The organism is Halobacteriovorax sp. RT-2-3 (genome assembly GCF_047085075.1).
GTDB lineage: Bacteria > Bdellovibrionota > Bacteriovoracia > Bacteriovoracales > Bacteriovoracaceae > Halobacteriovorax_A.
In genome coordinates, this window is the sequence record NZ_JBKIYF010000003.1 from 512,454 (window position 1) to 534,906 (window position 22,453).

Annotated in this window: 19 protein-coding genes; 4 read left to right on the forward strand and 15 right to left on the reverse strand. The window is 36.5% G+C overall.

The features are described 5' to 3' along the window. Window positions 1-84: 84 nt before the first annotated feature. The 4 genes from dnaJ to ACMAYX_RS12965 form a co-directional block, all read right to left on the reverse strand. Window positions 85-1,230: a molecular chaperone DnaJ gene (gene dnaJ, locus ACMAYX_RS12950; protein WP_412472037.1), complete on the reverse strand. Its 1,146-nt coding sequence runs from the start codon at window positions 1,228-1,230 to the stop codon at window positions 85-87. A 63-nt stretch (window positions 1,231-1,293) separates the two neighbouring features. Beyond that, the gene (gene dnaK, locus ACMAYX_RS12955; protein WP_103219282.1) at window positions 1,294-3,210 is read right to left on the reverse strand and encodes a molecular chaperone DnaK; all 1,917 of its coding nucleotides are present in this window, start codon (window positions 3,208-3,210) and stop codon (window positions 1,294-1,296) included. A gap of 19 nt (window positions 3,211-3,229) precedes the next feature. Then, window positions 3,230-3,787: a nucleotide exchange factor GrpE gene (gene grpE / locus ACMAYX_RS12960; protein ID WP_103219281.1), complete on the reverse strand. Its 558-nt coding sequence runs from the start codon at window positions 3,785-3,787 to the stop codon at window positions 3,230-3,232. Window positions 3,788-3,894: 107 nt separating this feature from the next. Beyond that, on the reverse strand, window positions 3,895-4,995 hold the full coding sequence (locus tag ACMAYX_RS12965; protein WP_412472038.1) for a coproporphyrinogen-III oxidase family protein: 1,101 nt from the start codon (window positions 4,993-4,995) through the stop codon (window positions 3,895-3,897). A gap of 60 nt (window positions 4,996-5,055) precedes the next feature. On the opposite strand from ACMAYX_RS12965, the gene ACMAYX_RS12970 reads away from it, so the two are divergent. After that, window positions 5,056-7,641 (forward strand): M16 family metallopeptidase, encoded by a 2,586-nt coding sequence (locus tag ACMAYX_RS12970; RefSeq protein WP_103219279.1) that lies wholly within the window; start codon window positions 5,056-5,058, stop codon window positions 7,639-7,641. Here ACMAYX_RS12970 and ACMAYX_RS12975 read toward each other — a convergent pair. Then, window positions 7,625-8,023, reverse strand: coding sequence for a hypothetical protein (locus ACMAYX_RS12975; RefSeq protein ID WP_158246954.1), 399 nt, complete (start codon window positions 8,021-8,023; stop codon window positions 7,625-7,627). The two genes, ACMAYX_RS12970 and ACMAYX_RS12975, sit on opposite strands and share 17 nt — an antisense overlap. A gap of 223 nt (window positions 8,024-8,246) precedes the next feature. Between ACMAYX_RS12975 and ACMAYX_RS12980 the strand changes: the two genes are divergently transcribed. From ACMAYX_RS12980 to meaB, 3 genes are read left to right on the forward strand one after another with little or no spacing between them, the layout of a single operon-like run. Then, window positions 8,247-8,894 (forward strand): HAD family hydrolase, encoded by a 648-nt coding sequence (locus tag ACMAYX_RS12980; RefSeq protein WP_103219277.1) that lies wholly within the window; start codon window positions 8,247-8,249, stop codon window positions 8,892-8,894. Continuing rightward, the gene (gene scpA / locus ACMAYX_RS12985; RefSeq protein ID WP_103219276.1) at window positions 8,895-11,033 is read left to right on the forward strand and encodes a methylmalonyl-CoA mutase; all 2,139 of its coding nucleotides are present in this window, start codon (window positions 8,895-8,897) and stop codon (window positions 11,031-11,033) included. Next, window positions 11,033-11,992 (forward strand): methylmalonyl Co-A mutase-associated GTPase MeaB, encoded by a 960-nt coding sequence (gene meaB / locus ACMAYX_RS12990; protein ID WP_412472039.1) that lies wholly within the window; start codon window positions 11,033-11,035, stop codon window positions 11,990-11,992. Before scpA ends, meaB begins: the two co-directional genes overlap by 1 nt. Here meaB and ACMAYX_RS12995 read toward each other — a convergent pair. The 10 genes from ACMAYX_RS12995 to ACMAYX_RS13040 all read right to left on the reverse strand — a co-directional run bounded on the left by ACMAYX_RS12995 (window position 11,978) and on the right by ACMAYX_RS13040 (window position 22,412). Further along, complete coding sequence (locus ACMAYX_RS12995) at window positions 11,978-12,280, reverse strand: hypothetical protein (protein WP_412470986.1); 303 nt, start codon at window positions 12,278-12,280, stop codon at window positions 11,978-11,980. The two genes, meaB and ACMAYX_RS12995, sit on opposite strands and share 15 nt — an antisense overlap. Before the next feature lie 8 nt (window positions 12,281-12,288). Then, a complete protein-coding gene (locus tag ACMAYX_RS13000; RefSeq protein ID WP_412470037.1) occupies window positions 12,289-13,728 on the reverse strand; it encodes a hypothetical protein in 1,440 nt (479 codons plus the stop codon). Between the two features lie 108 nt (window positions 13,729-13,836). After that, window positions 13,837-14,460 carry an L-threonylcarbamoyladenylate synthase gene (locus ACMAYX_RS13005; RefSeq protein ID WP_103219272.1) on the reverse strand — a complete coding sequence of 208 codons (624 nt, stop codon included), beginning with the start codon at window positions 14,458-14,460 and terminating at the stop codon, window positions 13,837-13,839. A 3-nt stretch (window positions 14,461-14,463) separates the two neighbouring features. Continuing rightward, a complete protein-coding gene (gene hflC, locus ACMAYX_RS13010) occupies window positions 14,464-15,405 on the reverse strand; it encodes a protease modulator HflC (protein ID WP_392990469.1) in 942 nt (313 codons plus the stop codon). Next, window positions 15,402-16,394, reverse strand: coding sequence for an FtsH protease activity modulator HflK (gene hflK, locus ACMAYX_RS13015; protein ID WP_103219270.1), 993 nt, complete (start codon window positions 16,392-16,394; stop codon window positions 15,402-15,404). The genes hflC and hflK overlap by 4 nt, the downstream gene beginning before the upstream one ends. 21 nt (window positions 16,395-16,415) lie before the next feature. Beyond that, window positions 16,416-16,922: an acetyl-CoA carboxylase biotin carboxyl carrier protein subunit gene (locus ACMAYX_RS13020; protein WP_412472040.1), complete on the reverse strand. Its 507-nt coding sequence runs from the start codon at window positions 16,920-16,922 to the stop codon at window positions 16,416-16,418. A gap of 1 nt (window position 16,923) precedes the next feature. Beyond that, window positions 16,924-18,375, reverse strand: a complete 1,452-nt coding sequence (locus ACMAYX_RS13025) for an acetyl/propionyl/methylcrotonyl-CoA carboxylase subunit alpha (protein WP_103219269.1) — start codon at window positions 18,373-18,375, stop codon at window positions 16,924-16,926. Beyond that, window positions 18,372-19,946 carry an acyl-CoA carboxylase subunit beta gene (locus tag ACMAYX_RS13030; RefSeq protein ID WP_392990464.1) on the reverse strand — a complete coding sequence of 525 codons (1,575 nt, stop codon included), beginning with the start codon at window positions 19,944-19,946 and terminating at the stop codon, window positions 18,372-18,374. Before ACMAYX_RS13030 ends, ACMAYX_RS13025 begins: the two co-directional genes overlap by 4 nt. Before the next feature lie 198 nt (window positions 19,947-20,144). Continuing rightward, window positions 20,145-21,716 (reverse strand): sigma-54 interaction domain-containing protein, encoded by a 1,572-nt coding sequence (locus ACMAYX_RS13035; RefSeq protein WP_103219267.1) that lies wholly within the window; start codon window positions 21,714-21,716, stop codon window positions 20,145-20,147. A 138-nt stretch (window positions 21,717-21,854) separates the two neighbouring features. Continuing rightward, a complete protein-coding gene (locus ACMAYX_RS13040) occupies window positions 21,855-22,412 on the reverse strand; it encodes a TlpA family protein disulfide reductase (RefSeq protein WP_103219266.1) in 558 nt (185 codons plus the stop codon). Between the last annotated feature and the right edge of the window lie 41 nt (window positions 22,413-22,453).

Consider the following 22,453-nt stretch of genomic DNA (forward strand, 5'->3'; position numbering starts at 1 on the left):
ATAGATAGATGAAAACAGGAGAAATATTAGGATTTTATAAACATGGGAGACTAATTCACTCAGTCTCCCCTGTATATATTAGAATTAGCTAAATAATTCTTTAACTTTATCGATGAAACCAGTACTCATTGGATGACACTGCTTACCTTCTAGCTTAGCAAGTTGCTCAAGTAATTCCTTGTGCTCTTTCGAAAGCTTAGTTGGTGTCTCAACATGTACAGTAAGAATTGCATCTCCTTGGCCATAACCACCAAGTTTTTGAATTCCCTTACCTTTTAGTCGCATCTTCTTACCAGATTGAGTTCCAGCAGGAAGATCAACAACAACTTTTCCATCAAGTGTTGGTACTTCAACTTCAGCACCTAAAGCTGCTTGAGAGAAGCTGATTGGTACAGTGTAGTGAACATTAAAACCTTCACGTTTAAAGATTTCATGTTCTTTTACATCAACAACTATATAAAGATCACCATTTGGTCCACCTTGAGCACCAGCATCACCTTCCCCAGAAAGCTTTAGACGCTGACCATGGTCGATACCAGCAGGGATTGTAACCTCTAGTTCAACTTTCTTCTTCTTACGTCCTTGTCCGTGACAAGTTCCACAAGGATCTTTGATCATTGTTCCAGAACCCTGACATTTTGGACAAGTCGAAGCAACAGTGAAGAATCCTTGTTGACGACGAACTTCACCTGCCCCGTGACACATATCACATGTAGTCGGTTCAGATCCTGCTTTTGCACCTGAGCCTGAACAAGTTTCACAAGTAGTTTCTTTATTGATAAAGACTTTCTTTTTGGCGCCAAATGCTGCTTCCTCGAATGTCACACTTACCGTCATTTGAAGGTCATTTCCAGGAATTCCAGAACGACGTCTTCCACCACGACGGCCGCGTCCTCCGCCACCCATCATGTCACCGAAAATATCACCAAAGATATCTCCTAGATCGCCAAAGTCACCGAATCCACCTTGGAAACCACCACCGCCAAAGCCACCAGCTTGACCGTTTACCCCAGCATGTCCAAATTGGTCATAACGCTGACGTTTTCCATCATCTAGTAAAACCTCTGCAGCTTCAGAAGCTTCTTTAAATTTTGCTTCCGCTTCTTTGTTATCAGGGTTGCGGTCAGGGTGATATTTCATGGCCATCTTACGATAAGCTTTTTTAATTTCAGCCTTATCAGCACCTTTTGCTACGCCTAGAATATCGTAATAATCTCTTTTATCACTCATATTTAAAATTCTCTATTAACGAACAAAGGGAGCACAGGGCTCCCTTCAATTCTATATTTCTAATTAAACTTCTTTAAAGTCAGCATCAACAACATCGTCGTCTTGCTTGTTCGCACCAGCGTTTGCTCCTGCATCACCTTCTGGTCCAGCTTGCTGTGCACCAGCTTCAGCACCTGGCTGTTGATACATTTGTTGAGCAATTGCATGAGAAGCATTAGTTAGAGCTTCCTGAGCTGCTTTTAACTCATCAAGATTCTCAGACTGAAGCTTGCCTTTAGCTTCATTAATTGCTGCTTCTAACTTAGACTTATCGTCTTCAGAGATTTTATCAGCACTGTCTTTGATCATTTTTTCACAGCTTAAGATAAGTGCATCTAGATTGTTTCTTGTATCAACGATCTCACGTGCTTTCTTATCAGCTTCTTTATTAGCTTCAGCTTCTTGTACCATTCTTTCAATTTCTTCATCTGAAAGACCTGAACCAGCAGTAATCTTAATCTCTTGAGATTTACCAGTAGCTTTGTCTACAGCAGAAACGTGAACAATACCGTTAGCATCAATATCAAAAGTAACTTCGATCTGTGGAACACCTCTTGGAGCTGGTGCAATTCCACTTAGGTCAAAACGTCCTAGTGACTTATTATCTTTAGCAAATTCACGCTCACCTTGGCATACGTGAATTGTAACAGCTGGTTGGTTGTCTACAGCAGTTGAGAAAGTTTGTGACTTCTTCGAAGGAATAGTCGTGTTCTTCTCAATAAGTGGAGTCATTACACCACCCAGAGTCTCAATCCCTAGAGTTAGTGGAGTTACGTCTAGTAGTAGTACGTCTTTTACGTCACCAGCTAGTACACCACCTTGGATAGCAGCACCTGCAGCTACAACTTCATCAGGGTTAACACCTTTTGAAGCTTCTTTACCAAAGATTTCTTTTACTCTTTCTTGAACAGCTGGAATACGAGTCGAACCACCAACAAGGATTACCTCATCAATTTCACTCTTCTCAAGACCAGAGTCTTCAAGACAAGTTAAACATGGCTTAGCAAGAGCAGTTAAGTGGTCAGCAATTAAAGCCTCAAACTTAGCTCTTGATAAGTTTACGTTTAAGTGTTTTGGACCAGAAGCATCTGCAGTGATAAATGGAAGGTTAACATCTGTTGAGTTAACGTTCGATAGCTCATGCTTAGCTTTTTCAGCAGCTTCTTTTAATCTTTGAAGTGCCATTTGGTCTTTTCTTAAATCAATTCCGTCTGACTTTAAAAATTCATCAGCTAGAAAGTTAATGATATTTTCATCAAAGTTTTCACCACCAAGGAATGTATCACCATTAGTTGCTTTTACTTCGAATACACCGTCTGAAGTAATCTCTAGAATTGAGATATCGAAAGTACCACCACCAAGGTCAAATACTGCAATGTTTTTATCTTGCTTAGATTCTAGTCCGTAAGCAAGTGCTGCAGCAGTTGGCTCGTTGATAATTCTTTTTACTTCAAGCCCAGCAATTTTACCTGCATCTTTAGTTGCTTGTCTTTGAGAGTCGTTAAAATATGCTGGAACTGTAATTACAGCTTCAGTCACTGTCTCACCTAAGTAATCTTCCGCCGCTTTCTTAAGCTTTTGAAGAACCTTCGCAGAAATTTCTTGAGGAGACATTGCTTTACCGTCTACTTTTACCCATGCATCACCATTATCATTTGCATAAATTTCAAATGGAGCTACGTCAGCGAATGACTTTGCTTCTGGAGTATCAAATTTACGACCAATAAGTCTTTTGATCCCGTAAAGTGTCTTTGAAGGGTTAGTTACAGCTTGTCTTTTTGCAACTTGGCCAACCAGAGTTTCACCGTTGTTTGCAAAACCAATAACAGATGGAGTTGTATTGTGTCCTTCTGCGTTTGCTACGATTTTGTATTTTCCGTTCTCAAGAACAGAAACACATGAGTTAGTTGTACCTAAGTCGATTCCAATAATTTTTCCCATTATAATCTCCTTTATATAATTAGTTTTTTGCTACTACTACTTTTGCTGCTCTAATCACTCTACCATTTAGTGAGTAACCATTTTGATATGTTTGTACGATCTCTTGATCTTCTTTTCCTTCTGCTGGCATTTGTGCCATTGCTTCGTGAAAGTGTGGATCGAAAATCTTACCTTCTGTTTCAATTTTTTCTAAACCATTCGTCTTAAGTGTTTCAAGGAACTGGTTTTTAACCATATCTACACCTGTGTAAATATTTTTAACCTTTTCATCTTCGTCACTTGAAATCGCTTGAAGGGTTCTTTCTAGGTTATCAACAACATCTAAAAGACCCATCATTACTTTCTCAGTTCCAAATTTAATTTGATCCTGTAGTTGTTTCTCGTGGCGTCTTTTTAGATTTTCCATCTCAGCCGCTACGTAATAAAATTTATCCTTAAATTCCATTAGCTCTTTCATTTCTTCAGAAACTTCATTTTCAGTTTCAATTTCTTCAACTTGAGAAGCTTCCTGAGTTTCTTCATTAGTCTCAGGTCCTAATTCTTTTTCATTTTCTTCATTAACGTGAGTTTCAGACATTACAACTACCTCTTTAAATTTATCTCTAACCTAAAGATGGTAGCCTTTGGCCCAGTGTCAACGTTGAGCAATAATTTTTTTTCGAATTGTTTTATAAGTACCTGAAACTACTTAGAAATTTGAAAGATTTCATCTATTATTGTATCTAAGATAAGAAAGCCGCGGGACGTTAAATAAAAGTGATCACGTCCGGCCATCGCTAATCCACGTGATTTCAAAGATTGAACCAGCTCGCTCAAGTCACCCCAATAAGAATCTTTAATCGGAAATCCAACGCTAGATCGAAGATTCATATAGAGTCTCTCAATTTGAAACTCATCTTCACTTAAATTTTCTTCAACGACATCGGCACCCTTGGTCTTCCACTTGTAGCGATAGCGATTGTTTTTAAGATAACCAGTGGCAGAAGGGCCTATTGCTGCAACGGACTCCATTCTCCAGTAATTAAGATTATGAATTGAAGCCTTGTTCTCTTTAGCAAAATTTGAAACTTCATAGTGCTTGAAACCATTTATAGCAAGGAAGTTAGCAACTTTAATATATTCATCACTTATCCACTCTTCATCCGGTAACTCATCGTAGTGCTTATAATGTTTTGGAACAGTTAGGATATAAAGACTAATATGACTCGGATTATAAGTAAGAATCTCAGTTAGCTCAGCAATAATATCACGATTATACTTCTGAGAAAAAGGTAGACCAATCATAAAGTCTACAGAGAAATTATAATTACCTTTATTAAAATACTTTAATGTTTCATGGACATCATCAATATTGTGGACGCGATCAATGATCTTAAGAAAATTTGGGTTTAATGATTGGACACCTAAAGAGTAGCGATTCGCTCCGATACTTCTCCAACTACTTAATGTCTCTTCAGTCCAGGCCCCTGGATTTACTTCAAGAGTAAACTCACAATCCTCTTTCAAAGAAATATTATTGTCTCTTAACCAATCCCTTAAGAAATATGCACCTCGGCTGCCCCATAAACTCGGTGTTCCTCCACCAATATAAAGAGTCTCTAGCTCCTTAAGAGTGGCCCTATGACTATCTAGAATAGTACTGTGCTTTGCAGACATATCTGCAAAGAGCCTTTCGAAATCATCGAGCTGTCCGTCGTTTTCTTTAATTGACTTAAAAAAGTCACAATAGTTACAAAGATGACGACAGAACGGGAAATGGATATATAACGACTTTATTTCTTCCATATTATTTTTTTGTAACCCAGACTATAATTAACAAATACCTAAAATTAAAAGGCAATGTAAATGAAATATGAAATAGAAAAGTTAAATAATGGTTTGGAAGTCATTTTTGTTGATGTTCCAGGAAATACAAGTGCATCTGTACAGATATGGTTCAGAGCAGGCTCAACTCTAGAAGATGAGTCTAACTTTGGAATTGCACACTTTCTTGAGCACATGTTTTTTAAAGGAACACAAAAAAGACCAGGGGCCAAGATTGCTCACGATGTAGAGTCATTTGGAGGCGAAGTAAACGCATTCACTTCTTTTGATTACACTTGCTATTATATAAATTCACCAATCGCCTACTTTAATACATCAATTGATATCATTATGGATATGGTATCTAACCCAATGTTTAAACAAGAAGATCTAGTGCCTGAAAGAGAAGTGGTTTTTGAAGAATATCGTAGAAGCCAAGACAACCCAGGCCAATACTCATTTCAAAGAATTCAAGAAATGTCTTTTAACGGTGGTTACGCTCACCCGATCCTTGGAAATGAAAAAACAATTAAAAACTTCACTCGTAATCAGTTAATTGATTTTAGAAACAATCACTATAATAATGCTAACGCATTCTTAGTTGTTGCAGGTGACTTAAAAGAAAAAAAGAAATACATAAAGACAATTGAAGGTTATGAACTACCAAAAGGTAAACGATCTGAAAGACCTTCATTTTCTCTTCACAAAAAATCAACGATTGAGATTCATAAAAAAGACGTACGTATGTGCCAATTAACAATGGCCATCGAATGTCCACCGATGAAATCAGACAGTGCAGCAGGTGAAGACCTCGCCTACAATGCTCTAGGTTATGGAGAGACGTCACCTCTTTATAAAAATCTTGTTTTAAATAATACGATAGCAAATAATTGTACATCTTCTTCAATGTTCTTTGCTGACGGTGGTATTCACTTTTTAAGAATCAACTTCCCAAAAGAGAATTATCAAAAAGTCATGCATGAGCTAGAAAAAACGATAACAGAAGCGACTACTGTTGGACTTAAAGAAAATGATATTAAAAAGATCAAAAACCAATATGTAGCAGCTAAAATCTATGAAAAAGAATCTCTTGAATCTTATGCTTTTTCTCTAGGTAGTAGTTACGCTGGAGCAAAGGATCTTGAGATCGAGCAAGAATTTATCAACAAGATTAAAAAAACTAGTCTGAAAGAAGTAAATAAGAAGTACTCTGATATTTTTGGACGCTCACTTCATCTAAGTCTTCAAATTCCAAATGAATTAAAGCCGCAAGAGTTCAAACCAAAACTTGTGGAGTTTAAGAATAAAATTGCGAAACTTAAAAAGAATACGAAAGAGCAAGCCATTAAGGCCACTAAGTCTAAGCATGATCCAGCAACTCAAATTGTTGAAATCAAGCCAGGGATTAAACTTCTTTATCGTTATAATGCAATTACACCTACGTTTGTCATGCATGCTTACCTCAAAGGTGGCCTAGTTGATGAAACAATAAAGACAAACGGATTATACAGCCTAATGAGTTCACAACTTACAAAAGGCTATAAAGGTCTAAGCTACGAAAAGCTAAAATTAGATCTTGATAATAAATCAACGATGTTTAACAGCTTCTCTGGAAAGAATGCATACGGAATGACGATGCATGGTCAAAGTGAATACTTTTCAGACCTATCTAAGCACTTTTTCAAGTCACTAATTCACCCTACTTTTCAAGCAAAGTTTATTGCGCATGAAAAGAAGTTAATCTTTAGAACTATTGAAGCCAATAAAGCGGACCCGACAAGGCACTGCTTTAATGAAGCTACTAACTTATTATTTAAAGGACATTCATATGCCCTTTCAACTATTGGAACAGAAAAATCTGTTAAAGCGCTAAAGAAAGAAGATCTAGCGAAAGTTCATGAGAAAAACTTAAGAACAAAAGAAATGCTTATCACTTTTTGTGGTGATCTTTCTTTAGATGAAGTTAAAGAGAAAGTTGAATTTTACTTTAAAGATTTAAAACCTAGAAAAGATAAGAAGAAAGAAGCAAAAAAAGTTGTTCCTATTAAAACAGTTGAAACACATATCGATTTTGATCGCGAACAAACACAAATTCTAATTGCTACTCAAACAAAGAAACTTACGGCCAAAGAAAATGTTGTTTTCAAAATGTTAACAACTCATTTATCTGGTCAATCTTCTGAGTTATTTGTTGATGTTAGAGATCGCAAAGGATTATGTTACGTTGCTCAACCGATTCATATGAATGCTCTAGAAGCAGGATATTGGGGAATTTACATGGCAAGTGGCCATGATAAAACAGTTGAAGCAATTAACGCTATCAATGCTATTTTATCTAAGTTACAAAAAGAAGGTCTCTCTAAATCTGATTTTGATCGCATTAAAATGATGATTGATGGTCAAAATCAACTTAACCTTCAAGTAAATGACGACTATGCAAATGTTTACTCTGTTCCTGCATTACATGGCCTTGGTGTTGATTACTTCTATAAATCAAATGAAGAAATTAGAAATTTTAAATATGAAGATTTCCAAAAAATTATCAAAAAAGTATTAAAACAAAATTGGATCACAATTACAGTTGGGAAATCACTTAATAATGGTATCCCAACTACGATACATCCTTAGTAAAGAGTAGATACTGCTCTTCATTTAAGTTGCAATCGCTTTGCAGTAAACTCATCAGATTAATGATGTCATAAAACTGCGAAGCGAGATTCTTAAAGAAGCCACTAGAATCATAGAATGTATGTTGATAGTGATCTAGTTTTTGATATGCAGTCTTACCAACCTCACAATAGTAGCCCAAATCAATAATTTTCTCGTTAACCGAATTTGAGAAATAACCACATAAAAATAAAGCTGTGTCAGCGATATCTCTTAATTCTCTTTTCTTTTCTCGCTCATTAAGATGTTCAGCTTGAAGTAGTTTCAACCCAAGAGTTTTCTCTCTTAATCTTCCATCTTTCTGCTCTTCAAAATAGTGCTGGGAAAGACCAAACTTATCCATAACTAATGATGAATAGAAAATAGATAGTTGCGGTAAAGGGTTTTGCCTTCTTAGGTTTATGCGATGCAGTTCATCATAGAAATATGCCTGCAGTGAAGGTTCAAGAGAAATGTTGGTCGTATGCTTTTTCACAATCTCCTCCGTATCTATAAATTATAACTTAATCTCATGACGCAAAACAACAACGAAACAAATTCCTAGGTTTTTATGGTATAAAGTTGGAATGAATATGATCGGAAAAAAGCTCAGTGATTTCAGTATTTTAGACGAAGCTGTTATTGAAGAGATCTTGGCCATTGCAAAAACAAGACCTTATATCTTCTTTGATATGGATGGAACAATATTAAATAGTGAGCCTCTTCACTACGAAGTCGTAAAATCTTTATGCCAAGGAAAGAAAATTCCATCAATGGAGGAAACTTATGGCATGTCCGATGGTGAAGTTTTTCCAATGATCCAAGAGGCATTAGGCCTAAACCACTTAGACGAATATTTGACTAAAAAAAATGAAGCCTTAGTTAAGCTTATTGGCCAGTCTGATGCAAATAATATAAGACATAGAAATATTCATTCACTGCTTAAACGCTTAAAAGACAGTGATATCCGACTTGCACTAGTAACAGCAAGTCAATACGAAGTAACTCATCCAATTTTAAAACATTGTGAACTAGACTGTTACTTTGAAAAAATAATTACAGAAAGAGAAGTAGATAAAACGAAGCCTGATCCTGCACCATATCTATTGGCACAGGATTTTTTTAAAGCTCAAACACACGAATGTCTAATTTTTGAAGACTCACCTACTGGAATTGAAGCCGCTCAAAGAGCAGGTATTGATCACGTAGTTGTAAAGTGGTTTGAAGGAGAATAAATGCCAAATAATTCAAAAGATAATTTAAACACTTGGAAAGAATTAGCTGACAAAGAGACAAGAGGTAAAGGCCCTAAGGTTACTCAAACTCCAGAGGGGATTGAACTTAAATCTCTTTATACAAAAGCTGATCTAGAAAATAATAACCTCGTTGATACAATGCCAGGAATGGATCCGTTTATCAGAGGTCCAAGAGCTACGATGTATACAGGACGTCCATGGACGATTCGCCAGTATGCTGGATTTTCTACAGCAAAAGAATCAAATGATTTTTATAAGAAGGCACTAGCGGCAGGTGGACAAGGTGTTTCAGTTGCATTCGATCTTGCTACTCACAGAGGTTACGATTCAGACCATCCTCGTGTAAAAGGTGATGTTGGTAAAGCAGGTGTTGCAATCGATACAGTTGAAGATATGAAAGTACTCTTTGATGGAATCCCGTTAGATAAAGTATCTGTTTCGATGACAATGAATGGTGCTGTATTACCTGTTCTAGCTGGATATATTGTTGCAGCAAAAGAGCAAGGTGTATCTCTTGATCAACTTTCAGGAACAATTCAAAATGATATCTTAAAAGAGTTCATGGTAAGAAATACTTATATATTCCCTCCAGCTCCTTCAATGAAAGTTATCGCAGATATTTTTGAATACACTTCAACTAATATGCCGAAGTTTAACTCAATCTCGATTTCTGGTTACCATATTCAAGAAGCAGGTGCAGATGCTGCCTTAGAGCTAGCTTACACTCTTGCAGATGGAAAAGAGTATATCGACACTGCAATTAAAGCAGGTATGCAGATTGATCAATTCGCGCCAAGACTCTCATTCTTCTTTGGTATTGGAATGAACTTTTACATGGAAATTGCAAAGCTTCGCGCGGCAAGACTTCTATGGTCTGAAATTGTTGAAAGATATGAGCCGAAAAATATTAAATCGAAAATGTTACGTACCCACTGCCAGACTTCTGGTTGGTCATTAACGGAACAGGATCCATATAACAATATTATTCGTACTACAATTGAAGCAATGGCAGCGGTATTCGGTGGTACACAATCTCTTCACACGAACTCTTTTGATGAAGCGATTGCACTTCCAACTGAATTCTCTGCTCGTATTGCTAGAAATACTCAAATCATCCTTCAGGAAGAGACAGGAATTACAAACACTGTTGATCCATGGGGTGGTTCATACATGATGGAAACTCTGACGAAAGAGATTGCAGACAAAGCTCGAAGCTTAATCAAAGAAATTGAGGAAGCTGGTGGCATGGCAAAAGCAATTGAGACAGGTCTTCCAAAACTTAAAATTGAAGAAGCCGCGGCACTTAAGCAAGCACGTATTGATCGCGGTGAAGATGTAATCGTAGGTGTAAACAAGTATAAGCCAACAAAAGAAGATCACGTTGAAGTTCTTGAAATCGATAACGTTCAAGTTCTTAATGAACAAATCAAAAGACTTGAAGAAATTCGTGAATCACGTGATGAAGCGAAAGTTAGTGAATGTATGGCAAAGCTTGAATATTACGCTAAAACTGGAAACGGCAATGGTTTAGAACTTGCTGTTGAGGCAATGGAAGCGCGTTGTAGTGTTGGTGAAATCACTTATGCACTAGAGAAGGAATGGGGACGCTACAATGCAAATACAAAAACTGTTTCAGGTGTTTATGGTAAATCATTTGAAAGCGATGAGGAATGGATGAGCATTAAAAACGAAATTGACCAATTTGAAAGAGACTTTGGACGTCGTCCGAGAATTCTCGTTGCAAAGATGGGGCAAGATGGACATGACCGTGGAGCCAAAGTTGTAGCAACAGCATATGCAGATGTTGGTTTTGACGTTGACCTTTCTCCGCTTTTCTCAACTCCGGAAGAAGTTGCGAAGCAAGCTGTAGAAAACGATGTTCACGTCGTTGGTGCATCTTCACTTGCAGCGGGACACAAAACATTAATTCCAGAACTAATTGCTGAGCTTAAAAAACTTGATGCAGAAGATATCATCGTTGTTGCAGGTGGAGTAATTCCTAGAAAAGACTATGACTTCCTTTATGAAGCTGGTGTTAAGGGAATCTATGGACCAGGAACAACAATTGCTGAAGCCGCAAAAGATGTAATTACAAAAATCAAAGAGGCACAAAAGTAATGCAAATTGATATCCAGAAATTAAAAAGTGGAAATATTAGATCACTTTCTAAATTCATCACTTTAATCGAAAGTAAGAAAGCTGAGCATCAAAAAGAAGCTCAGGAGCTCTTAAACGAAATTCTTCCTCTAACTGGAAAATCAATTCGTATCGGTATTTCTGGAACGCCTGGGGTTGGTAAATCTACATTTATTGAATCCCTGGGACTTCTCTTAATTAACAAGGGACTAAAAGTCGCAGTCTTAGCAATTGATCCAAGTTCTCCACTAAGTGGTGGAAGTTTACTTGGTGACAAAACTCGAATGGAGAAACTCGCCCAAGAGAAAAACGCTTTCATTCGCCCTACACCATCATCAGGTAATCTTGGTGGTGTCGCACTAAAGACTAGAGAGGTCATGCTTGCATGTGAAGCTGCTGGCTATGATGTTGTTCTAATCGAAACTGTTGGTGTTGGTCAGTCGGAATACGATGTTGCAAATATTGTGGACTTATTCACAGTACTTCTGCTACCAGGTGGAGGCGATGAACTTCAAGGAATTAAAAAAGGAATTATTGAATTAAGTGACAATATTGTCATCAACAAAGCAGATGGCGATAACAAGCAAAAAGCTCACGATACAATGGTTCAGTATAAGTCTGCCCTTGGAGTAATCAAAACAGATCGAAAGATTGGTGCCAATGTTATGATGGCATCGGCCCTAGAGAATAAAGGAGTAACTGAGTATTGGGACTTGATTGAAAAGATTTATCAGGAGAATCAGGAAAAAATTCAACTAAAACGTAAAAGACAAAATCAAGATTGGCTTAAGAAACTATTTAATGAACTACTTGAGAACAGAGTTAGAGCTAATCCATCACTTCAATCTGAATGGACTAAGCTCAACGACAATATCTTAAATGAAGTTGAAACACCTCTAAGTGCTGCAAATAAATTAATTCATATTTTATTTAATAATTGAACACTTCATTTTCTTCGTTACACTTTTAGGGCCAACAAGTTTTAACTCTCCTTCCTTACCCTTTAAAATGAATCGAAAACCAAGATAACCTTCAGCCTTAAGCACACCAGTATAGTTTGCCCCAGATTGCTTTACTGAAACATCATAAGTAGATTCTAAAGTTTTAATGACGGCCTTATTTTCATGAACACTAAAAGAATGGCCTTCACCCTGGCAGCTTATATTTGTCGAATTTGCAAAAGCAAAAGATGTAATAAGAGAAATAATAAACAATTTAACTAACTTCATTCAATCTCCTAGATCGAAATATAGAACTTACCATCTTCAAAAGTAACATTACTTCCAACAATAGCATTCTTAATAATTTTTTCAATTAACCAGATCCATTTAACCTTGATGAAGCCAAACGGAACAACTACATCTGTTACATCCATAATAATTTGAGATTCTTTTTCATTAAATGAAACACTTGCCGTCAGATCAACATCAAAATTCTTCTTAAGAAGAACATTCTTATATGCATGGGCCTTAACCTTAGCGACACCATTAGTAATTTTAATTGAAATATCTGAAAGGTTAGATTTATCTAAGCTTAGATTTGCCAGTGGCCTATAAGAATCAATTTCCAAGTTCTTATATCGACTCGAAACTGTTTGTCTTGAGATCACACGTCCACGAGGATCTGTAATTGTTTTAATATCTTCATTTGTTTTTAACTTAGCAATGTCTATAGATCCATCAATTAAACATTCTTTGATCATTGAAGGAATATCTAATAAGTCAGATTGAATAAGCTTTTGGCATTTAACGTTCAGATCCTTAACTGTTACTGATTTTTTAGAATCAATAAATTGAAAAATATCTGAATGAAAGTTAAGCCTCTCATTTTTCACATTTAACGTATCAATATCAAAATAAAATTTTGTTTTCTCTTTAGAGTTTGAAACTAAGATCTTTGGAACATTTAAGGCCGCAGTATTTTCACAACCACTCATAAGAGAGTCCGAATCGATCTCAATCAGATCCTCATCCTTCTCACACTTGAGATCTACAGATTTTGCCTGAACATCATATTGTTTATAGTCCATAACAAGTAAAGGTGAAGCAATTTGTAAGAATCTCGCAGCTTGTAACTGCATTGTTCCAATGTCTCCTCTTGCTGTAAATATAGCACCATCTTGTAATTTCTTTTTTAAAGCAAAGTTAACAGGTTCTTTGTACGATTTAGGAGTAATATTAAGCTCGGTCATACAACCCTTAACAATTCCATCTCCACTTGCCATATCATAATCTGGATCATTCGTTGTACAGAAAACAAAAAAGTTATTTGCCTCGAGCTCTAAACCTTCTCTATCCATAAAGAAACTTGAACCATTTATATTAAAGTAAGTAGCATTAATGGCAGTTTCAGCATTATTCATTTTTAATTTATCGAGGGTATTTAAAAAAGTATTTCCACTCATATCAAATTGAGCAGTCATCGAACCATTATCAAGCTTCAATTGATTATTCTTAAAATAAACTTCAGCACTTGATTTATTCTTATCTCGATCAGAAATATTAAAAGAAAGAGTGTCACGCGAGATTATTGCACTTTCATATTCCATGTAGCCCATTCGACCAAATATATCATCCTGCTTAGAAACATTAAGGTCATGAACTTTAACTTCAATAAAGCTATTAGCAATTGCCAGAAATGGTGTAAGTGATAAAAGGATTAATTTCTTCTTTAACATAGAACTGAATATAGAAGAAAAAGATGCCAAGATACTGAAAGTTGAAAAAATTCAGTACCTTGTCTATTTAATAAACATTAGAATTCATAGCCTAAACAACTGGAATTACTACAAAATCCCAGCGCCTTGCCTAATCACATCGGCTTCACCATTAGTGAAGTCAACAATAGTTGATGAGCCTACAAATTCGTGTTCACCTGGATCGACAATCAAAGTAACAACACCTGCAAGCGACTCTTCAATCATATAAGAATAGAGTTCACCATAAGAAGATAGGGCCGGAGTAAATTTATCTAAATCAATATTACTTGATAAGACCGGTTCACCATGGATTTCTAGTAAGCGACTAATCAATGTCGAAGGTACAAATCTAATTCCCACTTCATGATCAGTTTTATTTGCGGCCACAGCCTTAGTAATCTTCTTATTGGCATTAAAAATAAATGTATAGTGACCTGGGATAATTCTCTTTATATAGCGAAATACACCATCATCAATATTAGCAACATCAGAGGCCATTGAAATCGAATCACATAGAAGAGAGAAAGCCTTTAGCTTTGGAGCATTCTTATACTTGTAGATTCTCTCAATCCCCTTCTTGCTAAAGGGAGAAGCAATTACAACCCAACTAGTATCAGTCGGTAAGCACACAAGCTCTCCATTATTAAGAGCTTGTGAAACTTTTTGTAATACGCGATCATCTGGATTTTCTGCAATTACATATTCAATCAATGCTTACCTCAAGTATTTTAAGAATTCATTATCGTTAGAGATTATAAACTTAGTTTTACCTTTAATCGATGTTTTATATGCTTCTAGAGAACGTACGAACTCAAAAAAGCTTGGGTCCTGAGAAAATGTCTTAGCATAGACTGCAGAAGCCTTTGCTTCAGCACGGCCCTTAATCAATTGAGACTTCTTATAACCTTCTGATTGAATTGTTTGTAAATCTTTTACCAAACGTCCTTCAATCTTGGCCTTTTCACCTTCACCAATTGATCTGATCTTCTGTGCAATTCTTTGACGTTCAGAGATCATTCTTTCGTAAACTTTACGCTCAACTGATTTCTCGTATGAAATACGTCTTAATTGTACATCAATTAATTGAATACCAAATTGTTCTAACTCTCCATCGGCTTTGCTTACGATTAATTGAGATAATTTTTCTCTACCAACGCTTACATCTTCAATGTCACCAGTTATTTCTTCTTCAATTTCGTTAACATCTACTTTAGTAGCATTTAACTTTTCAATAATTGCATTTGAATTACGTACGGCCTCAACAAGATCGTGAGATGAAATCACATTTCTCGTCGCAGAGTCTAAAATTGTATCGATTCTCTTTTTAGCACCTTCAGTATTTCGAACGGTCTGAATAAACTTAAGTGCATCAATTATTTTAAATCTCGCAGTTGTATCTACTTTAATAAATTTCTTATCCTTTGTAGGGATTTGATTTGGAAAACCATCCCAACTAAGAATTCTCTTATCAACGAAACGTACATCTTGAACGAAAGGCTTTTTAAAATGAAGGCCAGCATCAGTAATTGGATTACCAACAGGTTTACCAAATTCAGTGATAATTGCTTGTCTTCCTTCACTTACGATAAAGAGTGACTGTTTTCCTAAAACTAAACCTATAAATAGAATAACAATTAGAATTAATGCTTTATTCATTTCTTAGCTCCTTGGTCATAAATAGGAAGTAATCCCTTAACCTTTGGATCAATAATTGTAAGATTGTCGTACTTCTTATAAAGCCCTTCCATTGCTTCAATATAAAGACGCTTCTTTGTAATCTTAGGGGCACGACGATACTCTTTTAGGATTTCTTGAAACTTTGCAACATCCCCTTCTGCACGGTTTACAAGAGCAGCTGCATAACCTTCAGCTTCAGATACCATTTTCTCCGCCTTACCACGTGCCTCTGGAATAACTTTGTTATAAGCACCTTCTGCTTCGTTAATGGCCTTTTCTTGTTCTTGCTTTGCTTCGTTAACTTCGTTAAATGAAGCTTTAACGACTTGTGGAGGATTAACATCCTGAAGCTTTACAGAGATGATTGAAACACCCATGTCATACTTATCAATTACTTCTTGCATAAGTAGCTTAGCATCAGCTTCAATTTCTACTTTACCAACAGTTAAGACATCAGTAACTGATCTATCCCCAACAACTCTTCTCATAATTGATTCTGAGATATCGCGGATATTTCTTACTGGCTCACTTGTTTGAAAGATAAACTTGAAAGGGTCACGGACTTGGTATTGAACGGCCCACTCAACAGAGGCAACATTTAAGTCACCTGTAAGCATAAGTGACTCGTGATCAAAGTTATCACCAGAATAAGAAGAACGTCGTGATCTCGAACTCTTTGTTCTAAATCCAAACTCTTCTTGAAGAACAGTTTTAACTTTAACCTTAATTACTTCATCAACCCCAAATGGAATCTTAAAATGAAGGCCTGGAGTATTAGTATTAATATACTTACCCAGACGAATTACGACGGCCTCTTCATCAGGCTCGACAGTGTAAAAAGATGTGTATCCGAAAATAACTAAAACAATGAATATAAAAAAGGGCCCAAGTAACTTGAGCCCCTTATCTAAATCTTGTTTCATTTTTTCGAAGTCATTTCTTGGTGCTTGTCCATTATTAAAAGACATTTGCTCTCCTTGACTTGCGTCCTATGCTTCTACTTCTAACATGAGGACGTTTTCTTCTAAGGCGTCCCCTTCCTTAACGTGAATTGCTTTAACAACACCATCGATACCACTCTTAATTTCGTTTTCCATTTTCATGGCCTCAAGAATGATTAGTGTTTCACCAGCAGCAACTATCTGACCAACTTCAACATTGATCTTAACAACTTTACCTGGCATTTTAGTAAGAAGTTCACCAGCGTCAGCTCCACCTAAACCAGAAGGCTTGTAACCTCTGAATAGTGAGTAAACTTTATCAACGTTAACAACTCTTGATGGAAGATCCTGTCTCGGGATCTTTTTCCAAGTTTTCTTATCTTTTGAGATAAAGTATTGGCCACAAAGCTTTCTTAACCACATTGTTTCATGAAGACTTCTTTCTCCATCTTTTAATGTAGAAAAATCAAACTCAACTAAGCTGTGATCGTGAACTTTAGTTCTTGTTAAATCAACAATTACTTCTTCATTATCATTAATTAAATATGTTCTCATCTTAGATACCCATCCTACGTGCTTCAGAACCAGCGATGATCGTATAAAGCTTAATATGATCTAGGTCTGTCTTCACGTTATTCTGAGGTGCTACTTCACCAATGTAAGCTGTTGAGTAGTGACCATCAACAAAGTTCTTCTCAGTCATAATTTCTTTTAGAAGAGGAAGATTTGTTTTAAGTCCTTCAATGAATAATCCATCAAGAGCTGCATTCATTTTTCTAACAGCAACGTCACGAACAATTCCTTTACAAACAAGCTTTCCAACCATTGGATCGAAGTCTGGAGTTACTTCTAACCCTTTATATAGACAGTGATCAAAACGAGTTCCTTGTGGGAAGTTTGTCTCAAATCCTGTTACAAGTCCTGGCGCAGGAAGCATTGTAATTGGATCTTCTGCACAGATACGACATTCAATCGCATGTCCTGATCTTCTAATAAATTCTTGAGAAGGAATACCTAACTCATCACCAAAAGCTGCTTGGATCATACATACGATAAGATCCATTCCAGTAATTTCCTCAGTAATCGGGTGCTCTACCTGAATACGAGTATTCATTTCTAGGAAATAGAATTGCTTATCTTCACCCATGATGAATTCAACTGTACCAGCAGAATCATAATCGACAGCTTTTGCAAGCTTTACAGCTGTTTCACAAACGCTTTGACGTAACTGCTCATCATTTCCAATAAATGGAGACGGTGCTTCTTCAATAATTTTTTGGTGTCTTCTTTGAACTGAACACTCTCTTTCAAAGAAGTGGAAAGTATTACCTTTCTTATCTGCAAGAATCTGAACTTCAATGTGACGAGGATTAACAATTAGTTTTTCAACTAATAGATCCCCATTATTGAAAGCTGCCATCGACTCACGTCCAACAGCTTCAAATTGAGCACGAACTTCTGTTTCGTCTTTACAGGCACGCATACCACGTCCACCACCACCGGCAACAGCTTTAAGAAGAACTGGGTAACCAATTCTATTTGCAATTTCAACTGCTTCATCAACAGTTGGAACAGCGTGATCTGTACCAGGAACAGTAGGAACACCAGCATCATTCGCTAGCTTCTTAGATGTTGCCTTGTCACCCATAACTCTGATGGCCTCAACGTGTGGACCAATAAAAGTAATACCTGCATCTGAAAGAGCATTTGCAAAATCTCTATTCTCAGAAAGGAAACCATAACCTGGGTGTACACCATCAGCATTAACTTCCTTTGCAAGAGCAACTAGCTTCTCAACATTAAGGTATGTCTCAGCATTTGTTTTACCTTGTAGGTAAACCCATTCGTCACAAAATTGTAAGTGAGTTCCTTGAGGTTCGTTATCAGTATAAATACCAATTGCAGTATGCCCAAGCTCACGACAAGCTTTTGCAACACGTGAAGCAATCTCTCCACGGTTAGCAATTAATACTCTTCTTTCCATGTTCTTTGGCTGTCTGATCATCATAATTGAATATTCCCGTGTTTACGTTTTGGACGGTCAACGTTCTTATCTTTTAGAACAACTAGATATTCATATAAACGCTTTCTTGTTTCTTCTGGAAGAATTACTGCGTCGATATATCCTCTTTCAGCTGCAACGTATGGGTTAGCAAAGTTATTCTCATAGTTAGCAACTAGCTCAGCTTTCTTCTGATCAAAAGCTTCACCTTCAAGACCTTGAAGTTCTTTTCTAAATACAATATTTACTGCACCTTCAGCACCCATAACTGCAATTTCTCCAGTTGGGTAGGCAAGGTTTACGTCTGAACGAATGTGCTTAGATGCCATAACGTCATAAGCTCCACCGTAAGACTTTCTTGTAATAAGAGTGATTAATGGAACAGTCGCTTCTGCGTACGCATATAGAAGCTTAGAACCGTGCTTAATGATCCCACCGTACTCTTGTACTGTACCTGGTAAAAAACCTGGAACGTCTACAAGTGAAACAATTGGAATATCGAAAGCATCACAGAATCTAATGAAACGAGCTGCTTTACAAGAAGAATCGATATCTAGAACACCAGCTAGTACTTCTGGTTGATTTGCTACGATACCAATTTTAATTCCACCAATTGATGCGAAACCAACGATGATATTTCTTGCATAATCTTTATGTACTTCTAAGAAGTGTCCATCATCAACAATATCAAGAATTACTTCTTTCATATCATATGGCTTCTTAGGATTACCTGGAACTACTTCTTTTAGTTTAGAGTTATCTCTATAAACAGGATCTGAAGTATACTTAGGCGCTTGCTTCTTGAAATTAGAAGCAGGGATATAGCTCATTAGCTCTCTTACTCTTTCAAATGTCTCGTCTTCGTCTTTACACTTAAACTGACATACACCTGATTTTTCTGAGTGTGCTGTTGCACCACCAAGGTCTTCTTTTGTTACTTCTTCGTGAGTTACAGTCTTGATAACATCTGGACCTGTAACAAACATATAAGATGACTTATCAACCATGAAGATAAAGTCAGTTACAGCTGGAGAATAAACTGCTCCACCTGCTGAAGGTCCCATGATTAATGAAATTTGAGGAATTACACCAGAAGCCTTTACGTTTCTGTAGAAAATTTCCGCGTATCCACCAAGTGCATCAACACCTTCTTGAATACGAGCTCCACCTGAATCTTGAATACCAATAACTGGAATTCTGTTATCAAGAGCGAAGTCCATGATCTTACAGATCTTTCTTGCGTGAGCTTCACCAAGTGCTCCACCCCAACAAGTAAAGTCTTGAGAATAAACAGCAATCTTCTGTCCGTTAATCTCTGCAATACCTGTAACTACACCATCTCCGTAAAACTTCTTCTTTTCCATTCCGAAGTTTACACAACGATGTGTAACAAATTTATCAAACTCAATGAAAGTACCCGGATCAACAAGTCTTTCAATTCTTTCTCTTGCAGTATACTTACCTTGCTCGTGTTGCTTTGCGATTCTCGCTTCACCACCACCAAGCTCGGCCTGCATTCTTCTGTCGATTAAAAGAGCTCTTTTTTGCTCTAATATATTTTCGCTGGTTGTTGACATACATCCCCTCCACCATTTTCTCTTTCGAGATTCTATGTAATTAAATTATCCGAGCATATTACACCCTTAAAAGACAATTTGCCCAATCACATTGCGTTATTTTCGAGGGGTTAAATCATTGAAATTATAGAAATATAAATAAAAAGGCCCTCGGAGAGGGCCTAAAAGTGTCTATCTTTTTATTTTGATGTGTTTTATCTATTCATTACCTGCTTTCGCACGCTTATCTAGCCCATACTTATCAACTTTCATAATAAGGCTGGCCCTAGACATCCCAAGCTCTTTTGCAAGCTTAGACTTATTAAAATTACATCTCTTAAGTCCTTCACGAATCATAATAATTTCTAATTCTTGAAGAGCATCTTTTAGCTTACCTGCGGTGTTTACACCTCTAGTTGACTCAACAGGAGCAGCACCATGATCAAGAAGTTGTGGACTTAGATTATCTGGAGTAATCGATTTTTCGTCTCCAGCAAGTACAACTAATCTTTCAACTTCATTTTCAAGCTGACGTACGTTACCTGGCCATGGGTAATCTAGCATCTTCTCCATACACTTCTTAGAGTATGACTTCATCGGCATTCCCGACTCATCACACTTCTTCTTAAGAAAGTGCTCCATTAGTACTGGGATATCTTCTTTCCTATCCCTTAATGGAGGAAGGTTTACGTTAAGAACGTTAATTCTATAATAAAGGTCTTCTCTGAACTCACCTTTGGCCATCATTGTTTTAAGATCTTTGTTTGTTGCTGCAATAATACGAACATCAGTTCTTCTAGGTGAATCAGCACCAACAGGCAGGTACGTTCCTTCTTGAAGAACTCGAAGTAACTTTACCTGCATAGACAGTGAAGTATCCCCAATCTCATCAAGAAATAGTGTTCCACCATTTGCTAATTCGAAAAGACCTGATTTTTCTTTATGAGCACCTGTAAATGATCCTTTTACGTGACCAAATAATTCTGAATCTAGAAGGTTTTCGTTGAATGCAGAACAGTTAACAGCTAAGAACTGGGCATCCTTACGAGGAGAAGCAAAGTGTACGGCCTTAGCAACTAGTTCCTTACCTGTACCATTTTCACCTTGAATAAGAACAGATGATTCACTTGTTGAGATTCTCTCTAATAGTGAATAAATCTTCTGCATTTGTTTCGATTTACCAATCATATTATGGTAGCGAAATTTTTCACCAAGCTCTGAGTTAAGCATATGAATTCTTTCTTCACGCTTAGAAATCTCATAGTGAAATGTAGAAATTTCACCAGCGACTAGCTCAACTAATTCTTTTAAATATTCAATTTCTCTCGGGAATAATCTTCTTGTTTCATTAACACATTCTTGTGCTGCCTCTGGAGATGCACCATGCTCAATTAGTGCTGCCACAAGCTCTTTTTCTTCAGTTTCAGTGAATGTACTTTTTAGAAATGGGAAAGCGAAAACCGTACCATGATACTCACCTTCAATTTCAATTTTTGTTCCCATCATCTTTACACCTGGAAAATAAGAGTCAAAGATCATGACAACTTCACCAGACTGACTTAATTCATCACTAAATCTTTCAACATCAGCAGTAACAAAATCATAACCATGTGGAAGGGACATTTGCGTCTCAAAGAAAAGATTCTTAAAGTTATAGTCCTTATCTGTATGCGAACTTCTAATCTTAAAATGAGTATCAGCATAGAAAACCTCTACACCAAACCACTTATGAATTACTTCTTCGAGCTTAGAAATAACATGAAGTCCTTTTAGTTCATTCCAGTTGATCATTTTTATTCTCCGATGTTTAATTCTTTGGCACAAAAAACGATTGGCCAAAGCAAAGTCTGTAAAACTTTTCGGCAGAATTTAATAAAACTTAACTATGAATGATAAAAAAATAGACGAATTTAAAGAAATATTATTAATTTACTTCACGCCTAAGTAACTAAGAACACGAACAAAATATGAATCCATTTTCCAATCTTGCGGACCTTTAAACATAATTCTGTGCTCAAGTTTTGAATCGAAGACGAAAGTCTCCGGTACCTTAACAACACCTAATTTACTCATAGAAATTCCTGCTTGATCATGAATAACTATTGAATTAGACGGTAAGTCATTGAATCTTTTAAGAAATTTTTTAATTTTCATATCGTCATCTTTAACGGCCATGAAAACAACTTTTACATTTTTTTCTTCTAATTTGCGTGCAAAATCTACAAATTCCGGAAATTCAGCTTCGCAAGGAGCACACCAAGTTCCCCAAAAATGAACTACTAAACCATTTGAATTACGTGCTAAATCCTGTAGCTCAACCTCAGAATTATCAGCAAAATTATCCAGTTTCACACTTGGAAGTGACTTAAGAATATAGTCTCGACTCTTATCTACATAAGAATCAATTTTACCTTTATGGTAAATAGAATATCCCAGTGTGATAGCAACAATAATAAAAATAATAGAAACTTTAGAAGATGTAGTCATATATTTTAGAAAAAAGTTTTAAATAAAAAAACCCATCATAC

Excerpts from the sequence above, each read along its gene's own strand:
- dnaJ (WP_412472037.1), bottom strand. The coding sequence starts at position 1,230 with ATGAGTGATAAAAGAGATTATTACGATATTCTAGGCGTAGCAAAAGGT.
- dnaK (WP_103219282.1), bottom strand. The coding sequence starts at position 3,210 with ATGGGAAAAATTATTGGAATCGACTTAGGTACAACTAACTCATGTGTT.
- grpE (WP_103219281.1), bottom strand. The coding sequence starts at position 3,787 with ATGTCTGAAACTCACGTTAATGAAGAAAATGAAAAAGAATTAGGACCT.
- ACMAYX_RS12965 (WP_412472038.1), bottom strand. The coding sequence starts at position 4,995 with ATGGAAGAAATAAAGTCGTTATATATCCATTTCCCGTTCTGTCGTCAT.
- ACMAYX_RS12970 (WP_103219279.1), top strand. The coding sequence starts at position 5,056 with ATGAAATATGAAATAGAAAAGTTAAATAATGGTTTGGAAGTCATTTTT.
- ACMAYX_RS12975 (WP_158246954.1), bottom strand. The coding sequence starts at position 8,023 with ATGGATAAGTTTGGTCTTTCCCAGCACTATTTTGAAGAGCAGAAAGAT.
- ACMAYX_RS12980 (WP_103219277.1), top strand. The coding sequence starts at position 8,247 with ATGAATATGATCGGAAAAAAGCTCAGTGATTTCAGTATTTTAGACGAA.
- scpA (WP_103219276.1), top strand. The coding sequence starts at position 8,895 with ATGCCAAATAATTCAAAAGATAATTTAAACACTTGGAAAGAATTAGCT.
- meaB (WP_412472039.1), top strand. The coding sequence starts at position 11,033 with ATGCAAATTGATATCCAGAAATTAAAAAGTGGAAATATTAGATCACTT.
- ACMAYX_RS12995 (WP_412470986.1), bottom strand. The coding sequence starts at position 12,280 with ATGAAGTTAGTTAAATTGTTTATTATTTCTCTTATTACATCTTTTGCT.
- ACMAYX_RS13000 (WP_412470037.1), bottom strand. The coding sequence starts at position 13,728 with ATGTTAAAGAAGAAATTAATCCTTTTATCACTTACACCATTTCTGGCA.
- hflC (WP_392990469.1), bottom strand. The coding sequence starts at position 15,405 with ATGAATAAAGCATTAATTCTAATTGTTATTCTATTTATAGGTTTAGTT.
- hflK (WP_103219270.1), bottom strand. The coding sequence starts at position 16,394 with ATGTCTTTTAATAATGGACAAGCACCAAGAAATGACTTCGAAAAAATG.
- ACMAYX_RS13020 (WP_412472040.1), bottom strand. The coding sequence starts at position 16,922 with ATGAGAACATATTTAATTAATGATAATGAAGAAGTAATTGTTGATTTA.
- ACMAYX_RS13025 (WP_103219269.1), bottom strand. The coding sequence starts at position 18,375 with ATGATGATCAGACAGCCAAAGAACATGGAAAGAAGAGTATTAATTGCT.
- ACMAYX_RS13030 (WP_392990464.1), bottom strand. The coding sequence starts at position 19,946 with ATGTCAACAACCAGCGAAAATATATTAGAGCAAAAAAGAGCTCTTTTA.
- ACMAYX_RS13035 (WP_103219267.1), bottom strand. The coding sequence starts at position 21,716 with ATGATCAACTGGAATGAACTAAAAGGACTTCATGTTATTTCTAAGCTC.
- ACMAYX_RS13040 (WP_103219266.1), bottom strand. The coding sequence starts at position 22,412 with ATGACTACATCTTCTAAAGTTTCTATTATTTTTATTATTGTTGCTATC.